Consider the following 17,271-nt stretch of genomic DNA (forward strand, 5'->3'; position numbering starts at 1 on the left):
CGCAAGGTTTGTGACGAGAAGCATGGGTGAGACTCCAATGGCGGATCAGGACAAGATCCTCGACTACCTCAAGCGGGTAACTGCCGATCTGCACCAGACGCGGCAGCGTCTTCGCGAGGTCGAGTCGCAGGAGCCTGAGCCGATCGCGATCGTCGGCATGAGCTGCCGGTTCCCCGGAGGCGTCACGTCTCCGGAGCAGCTGTGGGAGCTCGTCGCCGCGGGCGGCGACGCCATCGCGGACTTCCCCACGGACCGTGGCTGGGACACCGACGCGCTCTTCGACGCCGATCCTGACCAGCAGGGCACCAGCTACACCGACAAGGGCGGATTCCTGGAGGGCGCGGGCGAGTTCGACGCCGCGTTCTTCGGGATCAGCCCGCGCGAGACCCTCGGCATGGACCCGCAGCAGCGGCTGCTGCTGGAGACGTCCTGGGAGGCGTTCGAGCGGGCCGGGATCGACCCGGCCACACTCCGCGGCAGCAAGGCCGGTGTCTTCGTCGGCACCAACGGCCAGGACTACCCGGAGCTGATGCACACGCTGCCGCAGGGCGTGGAGCAGTATCTGCTCACCGGCAACGCGGCCAGCGTCATCTCCGGCCGGATCTCCTACACCTTCGGCCTGGAGGGCCCGGCGCTCACCGTCGACACCGCGTGCTCGGCGTCGCTGGTGGCGCTGCACCTGGCCATCCAGGCACTGCGAGGCGGCGAGTGCTCGCTGGCGCTCACCGGTGGTGTCACGGTGATGAACAGCCCGCGCGCGTTCATCAACTTCAGCCGTCAGCGGGGCCTGGCGCCCGACGGCCGCTGCAAGGCGTTCGCCGACGGCGCGGACGGCACCGGCTGGGGCGAGGGCGTCGGCATGCTGCTCGTCGAGCGGCTGTCGGACGCCCGCAAGAACGGCCACCCGGTGCTCGCCATCGTCCGGGGCTCCGCCATCAACCAGGACGGCGCGTCCAACGGTCTGACGGCGCCCAACGGCCCGTCCCAGCAGCGCGTCATCCGCCAGGCGCTCACCGACGCCCGGCTCACCCCGGCCCAGGTGGACGCCGTCGAGGCACACGGCACCGGCACCAGCCTCGGCGACCCCATCGAGGCGCAGGCCCTGCTCGCCACGTACGGGCAGAACCGGGCCGAGGGCCGCCCGCTGTGGCTCGGCTCGATCAAGTCCAACTTCGGCCACACCCAGGCCGCGGCCGGTGTCGCGGGCATCATCAAGATGGTCAAGGCCATCGAGCACGGCGTGCTGCCCAGGACCCTGCATGTCGACGCGCCCTCCCGGGACGTGGACTGGACGGCCGGTGCCGTCTCCCTGCTCACCGAGAACACCCCGTGGCCGGAGACCGGCCAGCCGCGCCGCGCGGGCATCTCCTCCTTCGGTGTGAGCGGTACGAACGCGCACACCGTCATCGAGCAGGCACCCGCCGAGGACCGCGAGGTCCCCGACGGCGACGCGACGCCTTCGGAGTGGACCGGCGTCGGCGGTCTGGTGCCGGTGCTGGTGTCCGCGCAGAGCGCGGCGGCGCTGCGCGCCCAGGCCGAGCGGCTCACCACCCATGTGCAGGACGAGCCGGGCCTCGGCCTGGTCGATCTGGCCCACTCGCTGGCCACCACCCGCGCCGCGCTGGACCACCGGGCCGTGGTCCTCGCGGGCGAGGGCGGCCGCGAGGACCTGCTGCGCGGACTGGCCGAGCTCGCCGAGGACACCCCCGCGGGCGGCGTCGTGCGTGGCGAGGTCGGCGAGGGCAAGGTCGCGTTCCTCTTCACCGGCCAGGGCAGCCAGCGCACCGGAATGGGCCGTGAGCTGTACGCGGCCGTCCCGGCCTTCGCCCGCGCCCTGGACGAGGTGTGCGCCGAGCTCGACCAGCACCTTCAGCAGCCGCTGCGCGAGGTGATGTTCGGCGACGACAGCGGACTGCTGGACCGTACCGGCTACACCCAGCCCGCGCTGTTCGCCCTCGAAGTGGCGCTGTTCCGGCTGCTGGAAACCTGGGGTGTGAAGCCCGACTTCCTCGTCGGCCACTCCATCGGCGAACTGGCCGCCGCGCATGTGTCCGGTGTGCTGTCGCTCGCGGATGCGGCGAAGCTGGTGGCCGCCCGTGGCCGGCTGATGGAGGAACTGCCCGCCGGTGGCGCGATGATCGCGATCCAGGCGTCCGAGGACGAGGTGGCCCCGCTGCTCACCGAGCGGGTGTCGATCGCCGCGCTCAACGGGCCCACCTCGGTCGTCATCGCCGGTGACGAGGACACGGCTGTCGCCATCGCCGAGTCGTTCCAGGCGCAGGGCCGTAAGACCAAGCGGCTCACCGTCAGCCACGCGTTCCACTCGCCCCGCATGGACGGCATGCTGGACGCCTTCCGCGAGGTCGCCCGGCAGGTGACCTACGCCCCGCCGGTCATCCCCATCATCTCCAACCTGACCGGCGGCTCGGTCTCCGCCGACGAGATCTGCTCGCCCGACTACTGGGTCCGGCACGTCCGTGAGGCGGTCCGCTTCACCGACGGCATCCGCCGGCTCGAGGAGTACGACGTCGGCGCCTACGTGGAGCTCGGCCCCGACGGGGTGCTCTCCGCCATGGCGCAGGACTGCGTCACCTCCGACGGCGCCGTGTTCGTCCCCCTGCTGCGCGGCGACCGCCCCGAGGCCACCGCCCTGGCCGGTGCGCTCGCCCGCGCCCACGTCCACGGCGTGGCCGTCGACTGGGCCGCGGTCTTCGAGGGCTCCGGCGCCCGCCGCGTCGAACTCCCCACCTACGCCTTCCAGCGCGAGCTGTACTGGCCCGAGCCGCCCGGCCCCTGGACCGGCGACGTCACCGCCGCCGGACTCGGCTCGGCGGACCATCCGCTGCTCGGCGCCGCCGTGTCGCTCGCCGACGCCGCCGGATTCCTCTTCACCGGCCGGCTGTCCCTCCAGACCCACCCGTGGCTGGCCGACCACGCCGTCATGGACACCGTGCTGCTGCCCGGCACCGCCTTCGTCGAACTGGCCATCCGCGCCGGTGACCACGTCGGCGCGGACGTCCTGGAGGAGCTCACCCTCGAAGCCCCGCTGGTCCTGCCCCCGCAGGGCGGCGTCCAGCTCCAGGTGTCCGTGGGCGCCCCGGACGAGACCGGCCGCCGCTCGCTGACCCTGCACTCGCGCCTGGAGGACGCCGCCGACGGCACCTGGGGCGAGGGCGAGTGGACCCGCCACGCCACCGGTGTGCTCGGCACCGGCGCCACCACCCCCGATGAGAGCCTCACCGCATGGCCGCCGGCCGGTGCCACCGAGGTCCCCGTGGACGGCCTCTACGACTGGCTCGCCGAGACCGGATTCGCCTACGGCCCGGTCTTCCAGGGCCTCCAGGGCGCCTGGCAGCACGAGGACCAGGTGTACGCCGAGGTACGGCTGCCCGAGAGCGCCCGCGCCGAGGCCGAGCTGTTCGGACTGCACCCCGCGCTGCTGGACGCCGCCCTGCACGCCGTGGGCATCGGTTCTCTCCTGGAGGACACCGAACATGGCCGCCTCCCCTTCTCCTGGAGCGGTGTGCGGCTCCACGCCGTCGGCGCCGCCACGCTGCGCGTCCGGCTCTCGCCCGCCGGTCAGGACGCCGTGGCCGTGCTGGTCACGGACGAGAGCGGCGCACCCGTCGCCTCCGTCGACTCGCTGCTGCTGCGCCCCGTCTCGCCCGACCAGGTGCACGCCGCGCGCGCCGCCTTCCACGAGGCGCTGTTCCGCGTCGAGTGGACCCCCGCCCCGGTGCCCGCCGCCACCACCGTCGTGGCCGGGCAGTGGGCGCTGCTGGGCGCCGAGCACCCCGAGCTCGCCGCCGCCCTGCCCACCGCCGCCGGTTACGCCGACCTGGCCGCGCTCGGCGAGGCCGTGGACGCCGGGACCCCGCTGCCGCAGGCCGTCGTCGCCCCGTTCTTCGCGGACGAGACGGGCCGTCCCGTCGAGGAAGCCGTACGCGAGGCCCTGCACCGCGCGCTGGAGCTGGTCCAATGCTGGCTCGCCGATGCCCGCTTCGAGGGCTCCCGGCTGGTCATCGCCACCCGTGGCGCCGTCGCCACCTCCGCCGGCGCCGACACCGAGGACCTGGTCCACGCCCCGCTGTGGGGTCTGCTGCGCTCCGCGCAGTCCGAGAACCCGGACCGCTTCGTGTTGGCGGACCTCGATGGGACCGACGAGTCCTACCGTGGGTTCGCCCCCGCCCTGGCCACCGGCGAATCGCAGCTCGCGGTCCGCGCCGGGACCGTGGTCGTCCCGCGTCTGGCCAAGGTCGCCGCCGACCCCGAGCAGACCGCGCCCGCGCTCGACCCCGAGGGCACCGCCCTGGTCACCGGCGCCACCGGCACCCTCGGCGGGCTCGTCGCCCGCCACCTGGTCACCGAGCACGGCGTACGCCACCTCCTGCTGCTCAGCAGGCGCGGGGCCGACGCCCACGGCGCCGCCGAACTCGTCGCCGAACTGCGCGCGTCGGGCGCCGAGGTCACCCTCACCGCCTGCGACGTGGCCGACCGCACCGCGCTCGCCGGGGCGCTCGCCGCCATCCCGGCCGAGCACCCGCTGACCGCCGTGGTGCACACGGCGGGCGTGCTGGACGACGGTGTCATCGGCTCGCTGACCGCCGAGCGCGTCGACCGCGTCCTGCCGCCCAAGGTCGACGCCGCGTGGAATCTGCACGAGCTGACCCGCGACCTCGACCTGTCCGCGTTCGTACTGTTCTCCGCCGCGGCCGGTACCCTCGGCGGCCCCGGCCAGGCCAACTACGCGGCCGCCAACGCCTTCCTGGACGGCCTCGCCCACCGGCGCCGCGCCCAGGGGCTGCCCGCCACCGCCCTCGCCTGGGGCCTGTGGGCCGAGCGCAGCGGGATGACCGGCGACCTCGACGACACCGATATCCAGCGCATCACCCGCGCCGGAGTGGCCGCCCTCTCCTCCGAGGAGGGCCTCGCCCTCCTGGACACCGCCCTCGCCGTGGGCGACCCCACGCTCGTCCCCATGCACCTGGACCTGGCGCCGCTGCGCCACGCCGACGCCGGCATGGTGCCCGCGCTGCTGCGCGGCCTGGTGCGGGCCCCCGGCCGCCGTGTGGTGGAGGCGGGCGGCGCCGCGGCCCCCGGGGGGCTCGCGGAGCGGCTCCTCGGGCTGTCCGTCCCCGAGCGGGACCGGCTGCTGCTGGAGATCGTCTGCGGCCAGGTCGCCGCCGTCCTCGGCTACGCGGGCCCCGAAGCCGTCGGCGCCGGGCGCGCCTTCAAGGAGCTGGGCTTCGACTCGCTCACCGCCGTCGAGCTGCGCAACCGCCTCGGCGCCGTCACGGGCGTACGGCTCCCGGCCACCCTTGTCTTCGACTACCCGACGCCCACCTCGCTCGCCGGCTTCCTGCGCACCGAGATCCTCGGCGACCAGGCCGACGAGGCGGCCGCGGCCCCCGCCGCCACGGTGGCCGTCGGCGACGACGAGCCCATCGCGATCGTCGGCATGAGCTGCCGCTACCCGGGCGGGGTCACCAGCCCCGAAGAGCTGTGGCAGCTGGTCACCGGCTCGGTGGACGCCATCTCCGGCTTCCCGACCGACCGCGGCTGGCAGCTGGACGGACTGCTGGGCGAGGACCCCGAGCAGACCGGCACCAGCGCCACCATCGAGGGCGGATTCCTCTACGACGCGGGCGAGTTCGACCCCGACTTCTTCGGGATCAACCCGCGCGAGGCCCTCGCCATGGACCCGCACCAGCGGCTGCTGCTGGAGAGCTCCTGGGAGGCGTTCGAGCGGGCCGGGATCGACCCGGCGACCGTGCGCGGCAGCAAGACCGGCGTCTTCGCGGGCGTCATGTACCACGACTACCTCTCCCGGCTGACCGCCCTGCCGGAGGGCCTGGAGGGCTACCTCGGCACCGGTACGGCGGGCAGTGTCGCCTCCGGCCGGGTGGCGTACACCTTCGGCCTCGAAGGCCCCGCCGTCACCATCGACACGGCGTGCTCGTCGTCGCTGGTGGCGCTGCACCTGGCCGCGCAGGCGCTGCGCAGCGGCGAGTGCACCATGGCCCTCGCGGGCGGTGTCACCGTCATGTCCACCCCGGACACCTTCATCGACTTCAGCCGCCAGGGCGGTCTGTCGACCAGCGGCCGCTGCAAGGCGTTCTCGGGCGACGCGGACGGCACCGGCTGGGCCGAGGGCGTCGGCATGCTGCTGGTGGAGCGGCTGTCGGACGCGAAGAAGAACGGTCACCGGGTGCTGGCGGTCGTGCGCGGTACGGCGGTCAACCAGGACGGCGCGTCCAACGGTCTGACGGCGCCGAACGGCCCGTCCCAGCAGCGGGTGATCCGTCAGGCGCTGGCGAACGCGCGGCTGTCGGCGTCCGAGGTGGACGCGGTCGAGGCCCATGGCACGGGTACGACGCTGGGTGACCCGATCGAGGCGCAGGCGCTGCTGGCCACCTACGGCAAGGAGAAGACCGAGGACCAGCCGCTGTGGCTGGGCTCCATCAAGTCCAACTTCGGCCACACGCAGGCGGCCGCGGGTGTCGCGGGCATCATCAAGATGGTGCAGGCGATGGACCACGGCGTCCTGCCCCAGTCGCTGCACATCAACGAGCCGTCGCCGCATGTGGACTGGGAGTCGGGTGCGGTCTCGCTGCTGACCGAGGCGCGGGAGTGGCCGGAGACCGGGCGTCCGCGCCGGGCCGGTATCTCCTCCTTCGGCGTCAGCGGCACCAACGCGCACGCCATCATCGAGCAGGCGCCGGAGCCCGAACCGGCCGAGGCGTCCGCGCTTCCGGCGGCCCGGCCGTCCGTGCTGCCCTGGATGGTGTCCGGGAAGAGCGCCGACGCGCTGCGGGCGCAGGCCGAGCGGCTGCTCGCCGACCTGGAGCGGCGGCCGGAGCTGTCGCCGACCGACCTGGCGTACTCGCTCGCGACCACCCGTGCCGCGCTGGACCACCGTGCCGTCGTGGTCGGCGGGGACCGCGCCGCGCTGGTCTCGGGCCTGGCGGCGCTGGCACGTGGCGAGTCGGCGTCGGGGCTGGTCCAGGGCTCGGTGGCGGACGGCAAGGTGGCGTTCCTGTTCACCGGCCAGGGCAGCCAGCGGCTCGGCATGGGCCGTGAGCTCTACGACGCCTATCCGGCGTTCGCCGAGGCGCTGGACGCGGTCTGCGACGAGCTGGACCGGTACCTCGAACGGCCGCTGAAGACGGTGATGTTCGGGAACGACGCGGAGGAGCTGGACCAGACCGGGTTCACCCAGCCCGCACTGTTCGCCATCGAGGTCGCGCTGTTCCACCTGGCCGAGGCGTGGGGCCTGCGGCCCGACTTCCTCTCGGGTCACTCCATCGGCGAGCTGGCCGCCGCGCATGTGGCCGGTGTGCTCTCGCTCCCCGACGCGGCGAAGCTGGTGGCCGCCCGTGGCCGCCTGATGCAGGCGCTGCCCGCCGGTGGCGCGATGATCGCTGTCCAGGCGTCCGAGGACGAGGTACTGCCGCTGCTCACCGAGCGGGTCAGCATCGCCGCCCTCAACGGCCCGACCTCGGTCGTGGTCGCGGGTGACGAGGACGCGGCACTGGAGATCGCGGCGGCCTTCGAGGAGCGGGGCCGCAAGACCAAGCGCCTCACTGTCAGCCACGCGTTCCACTCGCCGCGCATGGACGAGATGCTGGAGGCGTTCCGCGAGGTGGCCGAGGGCCTCACGTACGAGGCCCCGCGCATCCCGATCGTCTCCAACCTCACCGGGACCGTGGTCTTGGCCGAGGAGATCACCAGCCCCGGCTTCTGGGTGCGCCACGTCCGGGAGGCCGTCCGCTTCCTCGACGGCGTCCGCACCCTCGAAGCCCAGGGCGTCACCACCTATCTCGAACTCGGCCCGGACGGCGTGCTGTCCGCCATGGGCCAGGACTGCCTCGCCGACGCCGACGTGGCCGGTTTCGCCGCCACGCTGCGCGGCGGCCGCCCCGAGGCCGAGACCGTCGCCACCGCCCTCGCCGCCCTGCAGGTCCGCGGGGTGACGCCGGACTGGTCCGCGTACTTCGCCGGGACCGGCGCCCACCGCGTCGACCTGCCGACCTACGCCTTCCAGCACCGCCGCTTCTGGCTGACCTCCCCCGCGGGCTTCGTGGGTGACGTGGAGTCGGCGGGCCTGGACCGGGCCGACCATCCGCTGCTGGGCGCGGCCGTGCCGCTGGCGGACTCCGACGGCTTCCTGTTCACCGGCCGGCTCTCCCTCGAAAGCCACCCGTGGCTGGCCGACCACGCCGTCATGGGCACCGTCCTGCTGCCCGGCACCGCCTTCGTCGAGCTGGCCATCCGCGCCGGTGACCAGGTGGGCTGCGACCGGCTGGACGAGCTGACGATCGAGGCGCCGCTGGTCCTGCCCGAGCGTGGCGCGGTCCAGCTGCAGATCCTCGTCGGCGCCCCGCAGCAGGCCGGGCACCGCACGCTGGAGCTGTACTCGCGGGCGCAGGACGCGCCCGCCGAGATGCCGTGGATCCGCCATGCCAGCGGTGTGCTGGTGGCCGGTGCCCCGCGGCCCTCGTTCGACCTGACGGCATGGCCGCCGCCGGGTGCCGAGCCCGCCGAGGTCGAGGGGCTCTACGAGCACCTGGCGCAGGGCGGCTTCGCGTACGGGCCGATGTTCCAGGGGCTGAGCGCGGCGTGGCTGCGCGGCGACGAGGTGTTCGCCGAGGTGCGGCTGCCGGAGGACCGCACGTCCGAGGCCACCGCGTTCGGGCTGCACCCGGCGCTGCTGGACGCCGCCCTGCACAGCACGTTCGCCCGTGCGGGCGGCGATGAGCAGGGGCGGCTGCCGTTCTCCTGGAGCGGGGTGTCGCTGCACGCGGTCGGCGCCGACGCGCTCCGGGTCCGGCTGACCCCGGCCGGGGCCGACGGGGTGACGCTGGAGCTGGCCGACGGCACCGGCGCCCCGGTGGCCTCCGTCGAGCAGTTGGCGCTGCGCCCCGTCTCGGCGGGACAGCTCGCGGACGGCCGGTCCGCCGCGTACCACGAGTCGCTGTACCGGCTGGACTGGGCCACCGTGCCACTGGCCACGGACGGCGCGGCCACCGCGGCGTGGACGGTGCTCGGCGAGGGCGCGCCCGCCGCGCTGACGTCGGGTGCGGCCATCCACGCCGATCTGGACGCGCTGGCCGCGGCCGGGGACGCGCCCGAGTACGTCCTGGCCTACCTCGACCCGCGCGGCGCCACCGATGACGAGGTGACCGCCGCCGTCCACACCGCCACCCAGCGGACACTGGCGCTCGTACGGGCGTGGCTGGCCGACGACCGGTTCGCGGCGTCCCAGCTCGTGCTCGTCACCCGGGGCGCGGTGGCCACAGCGGGCGACGCCGGTACCCACGACCTGGCCCACGCCCCCGCGTGGGGTCTGGTGCGCTCGGCGCAGTCGGAGCACCCGGACCGGCTGGTGCTGGTGGACCTGGACGGCACCGACGCCTCCTACGAGGCGCTGGGCACCGCGATCGCCTCCGGCGAGCCGCAGTTCGTGCTGCGCCGGGGCGCCGTACACGCCCCCCGGCTGGCGCGCACCGCCGCCAGTGGGCCCATGGTGCCGCCGCCCGGCGAGCCGGCCTGGCGCCTGGACATCCAGGACAAGGGCACCCTGGAGAACCTCACCCTGCTGCCCAGCCCGGAGGCCGCCGCGCCGCTGGAGACGGGACAGGTGCGGGTCGCGGTCCGGGCCGCCGGTGTGAACTTCCGCGATGTGCTCAACGCGCTCGGCATGTACCCCGGTGACGCGGGCCTGATGGGCAGCGAGGGCGCCGGTGTCGTCCTCGAAACCGGCCCGGGAGTCACCGATCTGGCGCCCGGCGACCGGGTGATGGGCATGCTGCCCGGTGGCTTCGGCCCGCTGGTGGTCGTGGACCGCCGCATGATCGCGCCGATGCCGGAGGGCTGGTCGTTCGCCCAGGCCGCGTCCGTGCCGATCGTCTTCATGACGGCCTACTACGCGCTGCGCGACCTGGCCGACCTCCAGGGCGGCGAGTCGCTGCTGGTGCACGCCGCCGCCGGTGGTGTCGGCATGGCCGCCGTGCAACTGGCCCGCCACTGGGGCGTGGACGTCTACGCCACCGCCAGCCAGGGCAAGTGGGACACACTGCGCTCGCTGGGGCTGGCCGACGACCGCATCGCCTCCTCCCGCGACCTGGCCTTCGAGGAGAAGTTCCGCGAGGCCAGCGGTGGTCGCGGCGTCGATGTGGTGCTGGACTCGCTGGCCCGGGAGTTCGTGGACGCCTCGCTGCGGCTGCTGCCGCGCGGCGGCCGGTTCGTCGAGATGGGCAAGACCGACGTCCGGCTGCCGGAGGAGGTCGCGGCCGCCTACCCCGGCGTCTCCTACCAGGCGTTCGACCTGACCGAGGCGGGCCTGGACCGCATCCAGGAGATGCTGTGCGAGCTGCTGGAGCTGTTCCAGCGGGGCGCGCTGCGGGCGCTGCCGATCACCGCATGGGATCTGCGGCAGGCCCCGGACGCGTTCCGCTACCTCAGCCAGGCCCGCCACATCGGCAAGGTCGTGCTCACCGTGCCCGCCCCGTGGAACCCGGACGGCACCGTGCTGATCACCGGCGGCACCGGCACCCTGGGCGGCCTGGTCGCCAAGCACGCGGTGACCGAGCGCGGCGCCCGCCGTCTGGTGCTCACCAGCCGGCGTGGTGAGCAGGCCGCCGGCGCGGCCGAACTCGCCGCCGAACTGCGCGCGTTGGGCGCCGAGGTCACCATCGCCGCCTGCGACGCCGCCGACCGGGACGCGCTCGCCGCCGTCCTGGCCGACATCCCCGCCGGGCATCCGCTGACCGCCGTCGTGCACACCGCCGGTGTGCTGGACGACGGTGTGATCGACGCGCTGACACCGGAGCGGCTGGAGAAGGTGCTGCGCCCCAAGGTGGACGCGGCCGTGAACCTGCACGAGCTGACCCGCGACCAGGACCTCGCCGCGTTCGTCCTGTTCTCCTCGGCGGCCGGTACGTTCGGCGGCCCCGGGCAGGCCAACTACGCGGCGGCCAACTCCTTCCTGGACGCCCTGGCCCGCCACCGCCAGGCCCAGGGCCTCGCCGCCACCTCGCTGGCCTGGGGACTGTGGGCCGAGGCCAGTGGGATGACCGGTGAGCTGGAGGCCACCGACAAGTCCCGGATGACCCGCTCCGGTGTGCTCGGCCTGTCCTCCGACGAGGGCCTGGCGCTGTTCGACGCCGCCCAGGAGGTGGGCGACGCCTTCCTGGTGCCCATGCAGCTCGACCTGGCGCCGCTCACCGGCGCGCCCATCGAGATGGTGCCGCCGCTGCTGCGCGGTCTGGTACGCGGCGGCACGACCCGCCGCACCGCCGAATCGGGCGCGGCCCAGGACGGCTCCTCGCTGGTGGAGCGGCTGGTCCGGCTGGACGCGGCCGAGCGCGAGCAGACCCTGCTCGACCTGGTGCGCGCCCAGGTGGCCGTGGTGCTCGGCCATGACTCGCCCGACGCGGTCGAGGCGAGCCGGGCCTTCAAGGACCTCGGCTTCGACTCGCTGACCGCGGTGGAGTTCCGCAACCGCCTCGGCGGCGCCGCCGGGCTGCGGCTGCCCGCCACGCTGGTCTTCGACTACCCGACGCCGACCGCGCTCGCCGGATATCTGCTGGAGGAGCTGCTCGGCTCCGAGGCGGCCGCGGCCGCGGCCGTCCCCGCCCGGGCGGAAGGCCCGGCGGGTGGCGTGGCCGACGAGGACGACCCGATCGCGATCATCGCGATGAGCTGCCGCTTCCCCGGGGATGTGCGCACCCCCGAGGACCTGTGGGAGCTGCTGGCCGAGGGCCGGGACGGCATCGCCCGGCTGCCGGAGGACCGCGGCTGGGACCTCGACGCGTTCTACGACCCGGACCCGGACCGGCCCGGCACCTCGTACGCCCGCGAGGGCGGCTTCTACTACGACGCCCACCACTTCGACCCGGCCTTCTTCGGCATCAACCCGCGTGAGGCGCTCGCCATGGACCCCCAGCAGCGGCTGCTGCTGGAGACCTCCTGGGAGTCCTTCGAGCGGGCGGGCCTCGACCCGGGCGCGCTGCGCGGCAAGCAGGTCGGCGTGTTCGTCGGCCAGATGCACAACGACTACGTGTCGCGGCTGCACACCGTCCCGGAGGGCGTCGAGGGCTACCTCGGCACCGGCGGCTCCAGCAGCATCGCCTCCGGCCGGGTCTCGTACACCTTCGGCTTCGAGGGCCCGGCGGTCACCGTCGACACGGCGTGCTCGTCGTCGCTGGTGGCGCTGCACCTCGCGGCGCAGGCGCTGCGCAACGGCGAGTGCACCATGGCGCTCGCGGGCGGTGTCACCATCATCACCACCCCCGATGTGTTCACCGAGTTCAGCCGCCAGCGCGGACTGGCCAGGAACGGCCGCTGCAAGCCGTTCGCCGCCGCCGCCGACGGTACGGCCTGGGGTGAAGGCGTGGGCATGCTGCTGGTGGAGCGGCTGTCCGATGCGAAGAAGAACGGTCACCGGGTGCTGGCGGTCGTGCGGGGCACGGCGGTCAACCAGGACGGTGCGTCCAACGGTCTGACGGCGCCGAATGGTCCCTCGCAGCAGCGGGTGATCCGTCAGGCGCTGGCGAACGCGCGGCTGTCGGCGTCCGAGGTGGACGCGGTCGAGGCGCACGGTACGGGTACGACGCTGGGTGACCCGATCGAGGCGCAGGCGCTGCTGGCCACCTACGGCAAGGAGAAGACCGAGGACCAGCCGCTGTGGCTGGGCTCCATCAAGTCCAACTTCGGCCACACGCAGGCGGCCGCGGGTGTCGCGGGCATCATCAAGATGGTGCTGGCGATGCGGCATGGCGTCCTGCCGAAGTCGCTGCACATCGATGAGCCGTCGCCGCATGTGGACTGGGAGTCGGGTGCGGTCTCGCTGCTGACCGAGGCGCGGGAGTGGCCGGAGACCGGGCGTCCGCGCCGGGCCGGTATCTCCTCCTTCGGCATGAGCGGCACCAACGCGCACGCCATCATCGAGCAGATGCCGGAGCCCGAACCGGCGGAGGCGCCCGCGCTTCCGGGCGGCGAGCCGTCCGCGCTGCCGTGGGTGATGTCCGCCAAGACCCCCGAGGCGCTGCGCGCCCAGGGGGCCCGGCTCCGGGCCCAGGTGGCCGACCACCCCGAGCTGTCCCTCGCCGACATCGGCCACTCGCTGGCCACCTCCCGGGTGTCCTTCGAGCACCGGGCGACGCTCGTCGCCGCGGGCCGGGACGCCTTCCTGGCCGGTCTCGACGCCCTCGCCGAGGGCCGCACCGCGACCGGACTGGTCGAGGGCGCGGTGGCCGAGGGCGGCAAGCTGGCCGTCCTGTTCACCGGGCAGGGCAGCCAGCGGCTCGGCATGGGCCGTGAGCTCTACGGCGCCTATCCGGCGTTCGCCGAGGCACTGGACGCGGTCTGCGACGAGCTGGACGCACATCTGGAGCGGCCGCTTCGTGAGGTGCTCTTCGGGGACGACGCCGAGGAGCTGGACCAGACCGGCTTCACCCAGCCCGCGCTGTTCGCGGTCGAGGTGGCGCTGTTCCGCCTGGTCGAGACCTGGGGCGTGAAGCCGGACTACCTGTCCGGCCACTCGATTGGCGAACTGGCCGCCGCCCACGTGGCCGGTGTGCTCTCGCTGGCGGACGCGGTGAAGCTGGTGGCCGCTCGTGGGCGGTTGATGCAGCGGCTTCCGGCCGGTGGCGCGATGATCGCCGTCCAGGCGTCCGAGGACGAGGTGACCCCGCAGCTGGGCAAGCGGGTGAGCATCGCGGCCGTCAACGGCCCGACCTCGGTCGTGGTCGCGGGCGACGAGGACGCGGCGCTGGAGATCGCGGCGTCGTTCGAGGCGGAGGGCCGTAAGACCAAGCGGCTCACGGTCAGCCACGCGTTCCACTCGCCCCATATGGACGGCATGCTGGACGCGTTCCGCGAGGTCGCGCAGGGGCTGGCGTACCAGGCTCCGAAGATCCCGATCGTGTCGAATCTGACCGGTGGCGTGGTGGCTGCCGAGGAGATCACCAGCGCGGACTTCTGGGTGCGCCACGTCCGGGAGGCCGTCCGCTTCCTCGACGGCGTCCGCACCCTGGAGGCCCAGGGCGTCACCACCTACCTGGAACTCGGCCCCGACGGGGTGCTGACCGCGATGGCACAGGACTGCGTCACCGAGGACGGCGGCTCCTTCGCCACCGCCCTGCGCGGCGGCCGGCCGGAGGCCGAGACGCTACTCACGGCGGTCGGCACCGCCCAGGTCCGGGGCGCCGCCGTGGACTTCACCGCGCTGTACGCGCCGTACGGCCCGCATCAGGTCGACCTGCCGACGTACGCCTTCCAGCGCCGCTCGTTCTGGCTGAACGCCGGGCCGGTCGGCGGCGACGCCACCGCGATCGGCCTGCACGCGGCGGGCCATCCGCTGCTGGGCGCCGCAGTGGAGCTGCCCGACTCGGACGGCATCGCCTTCACCGGACGGCTCTCCCTGCAGACCCAGCCCTGGCTGGCCGACCACGCCGTGATGGGCACGGTGCTGCTGCCCGGCACCGCCTTCGTGGAGCTGGCGCTGCGCGCCGGGGACCACGCGGGCTGCGACCGCCTGGACGAACTGACCCTGGAAGCCCCGCTGATCGTGCCCGAACAGGGCGCCGTCCAGCTCCGGCTCGCGCTCGCCGCGCCCGACGACACCGGCCGCCGCGCGCTGACCCTGCACTCCCGCACCGAGGGCGCCCCGGCCGACGAGCCGTGGCTGCGCCACGCCACGGGCGCCTTGGCGGTGGGCATGGCGGAAAGTTCGTTCGACCTGAATGCCTGGCCGCCCGCCGAGGCGGAGCGCATCGATTCTGACGGCCTGTACGAGGGCCTGGCCGATTCGGGCTTCGACTACGGCCCGGTCTTCCAGGGCCTGACGGCCGCCTGGCGACGCGGTGACGAGGTGTTCGCCGAAGTAAGCCTGCCGGAGGACCGCAAGTCCGACGCCGCCGCGTTCGGCCTGCATCCGGCACTGCTGGACGCCGCGCTGCACGCGCTGGGGCTCCAGGCGAGTGAACAGGGCGGCGGCCAGGGCCGTTTGCCCTTCTCCTGGACCGGAGTATCCCTGCACGCCGTCGGCGCCGCTTCGCTGCGAGTCCGGCTCGCCGGTACGGCCACGGGCACGGTGTCGCTGGAACTCGCCGATGCGACAGGCGCCCCGGTGGCATCGGTCGAGGGCCTGGCCCTGCGCACGGTCTCCCCGGACCAACTCGGCGCGGCCCGTCCGGGCAGCGCGTCCGACTCCCTGTTCCGCCTGGACTGGGCGCCGGTGGCGGCCTCGCCGTCCGCCGAGGTGACCCCCGACCGCTGGGCGTCCGTGGGCCCCGACACCTTGGGCCTCACGGGCTACGAGGACCTGGCGGCGTTGGCAGAGGCACTCGATTCCGGCGGAGAGCTGCCGGAGTACGTAGTGGTATCGCTGACCGCAACGGACACGGCATCTCACACGTCTGCGGCAAATCAAGCCCGTCCGGCGCTTGAGGACCGGGGCCTTGGGGCGGAGCCCCAAGTTTCGGGAGGGGGCGGGACAGGGGAAAACCCCGCCGAAGCCGCACACCAAGCCACCACCCAAACCCTCACCCTCCTCCAGACCTGGCTGGCCGAAGACCGCTTCGCCGACGCCCGCCTGGTCATCCTCACCTCGGGAGCCGTAAGCACCGGCACGGACGAGTCCGCGCCCGACCCGGCCCAAGCCGCCATCTGGGGCCTCGTCCGCTCCGCACAAGCGGAAAACCCGGACCGCATCGTCCTGGTGGACACCGACGGCCAGGGCGAGCCACAGAAGACCGTGGCCGCAGCCCTCGCCGCAGGCGAACCGCAGGTGGCCGTGCGCAACGGCACCGCACGGGCGCCGAGGCTGGCACGGGCCGCCGTGGCGGCAGAGCGGGAGACCCCCGCGTTCGACCCCGACGGCACGGTCCTGATCACGGGCGCCACCGGCACCCTGGGCACCCTGCTTGCCAAGCACTTGGCGACCAACCACGGCGTACGCCGCCTCCTCCTGCTCAGCCGCCGAGGCGACCAGGCACCGGGCGCTCCCGAACTCAGCACTGAACTAGCCGAGTTGGGCGCCGAAGCACACTGGGCGGCCTGCGACGCAGCCGACCGCACCGCCCTCGCGGAGGTCATCGAGTCCATCCCCACCGCCCACCCCCTCACCGCCGTCATCCACACGGCAGGTGTCCTGGACGATGGCGTGATCGCCTCGCTGACCCCCGAGCGCATGGCCACCGTGGCCCGCCCGAAGGCCGACGCGGCGTGGAACCTCCACGAGCTGACCCGCGACCACCCGGGCCTGTCCGCGTTCGTCCTGTTCTCCTCGGCCTCCGGAGTCTTCGGCGGCCCCGGCCAGGGCAACTACGCGGCGGCCAATGCCTTCCTGGACGCCCTCGCCCAGCACCGCGCCGCACAGGGCCTGCCCGCCACCTCCCTCGCCTGGGGTCTGTGGTCCGTGGCCGGCGGCGGCATGGGCGGTGAGCTGGACGAGGCCGAGATCGCCCGCATCCGCCGCGGAGGCGTCGGCGTGCTCACGGCCGAGAGCGGCCTGGAGCTGTTCGACGCGGCGCAGGGCTCGGACGAGGCCGTCCTCGTACCGCTGCCGCTCGACATGGCAGCCCTCAGGGCACAGGCGGGAAGCGGCATGCTGCCCGCGCTCTTCCGCGGTCTCGTCCGGGCCCCCGCCCGCCGCGTCGCCGAGTCCGCGGCGGCCGCCGCGGCCGGTGCCGAGGAGCTGCGGGAGCGGCTCGCCGGGCTCTCCGAGTCCGAGCGGGAAGAGGTGCTGCTGGAGCTGGTGTGCACCCAGGTGGCGGCCGTCCTCGGCTACCCGGGCGCGGAGACGGTCGACCCGGCTCGCTCGTTCAGCGAGGTCGGCTTCGACTCGCTGACCGCCGTGGAGCTGCGCAACCGCCTGAACGCGACCACCGGAGTCCGGCTCCCGGCGACGCTGGTCTTCGACTACCCGACACCGAACGCACTGGTCGAGTACCTGCGCGGCGAGATCCTGCCGGACGACGCGACGGCGGTCACCTCGCTGCTCGCGGAGCTCGACGGGCTGGAGAAGTCCCTGTCCGGGGCCGCCCCGGACGACGAGGGCCGGAGCAGGATCACCGCGCGACTGCAGGCGCTGCTCGCGCAATGGAATGACGACCGAGGACCGGAAGACGGCGCCGGAGTCGCCGAGGAGCTGGAGTCCGCCACGGACGACGACCTCTTCGACTTCATCGGCAAGGAATTCGGGATCTCCTGAAATGACCGTGGCCGGCGTGAAGTGACAAGGTCTTCCGGATTCCTCGAGAGGGA

The 17,271-nt window shown here is 73.9% G+C and carries 1 protein-coding gene; it reads left to right on the forward strand.

Annotated features, from left to right (window positions below; genetic code table 11):
• Positions 1-10: 10 nt before the first annotated feature.
• Entirely contained in the window at positions 11-17,218 is a 17,208-nt protein-coding gene (locus tag ACFYOY_RS16390; protein WP_388587648.1) for an SDR family NAD(P)-dependent oxidoreductase, read from the forward strand.
• The last annotated feature ends 53 nt before the right edge of the window (positions 17,219-17,271 follow it).

This window comes from Streptomyces sp. NPDC007875, from assembly GCF_042868035.1.
Lineage (GTDB): Bacteria > Actinomycetota > Actinomycetes > Streptomycetales > Streptomycetaceae > Streptomyces > Streptomyces antimycoticus.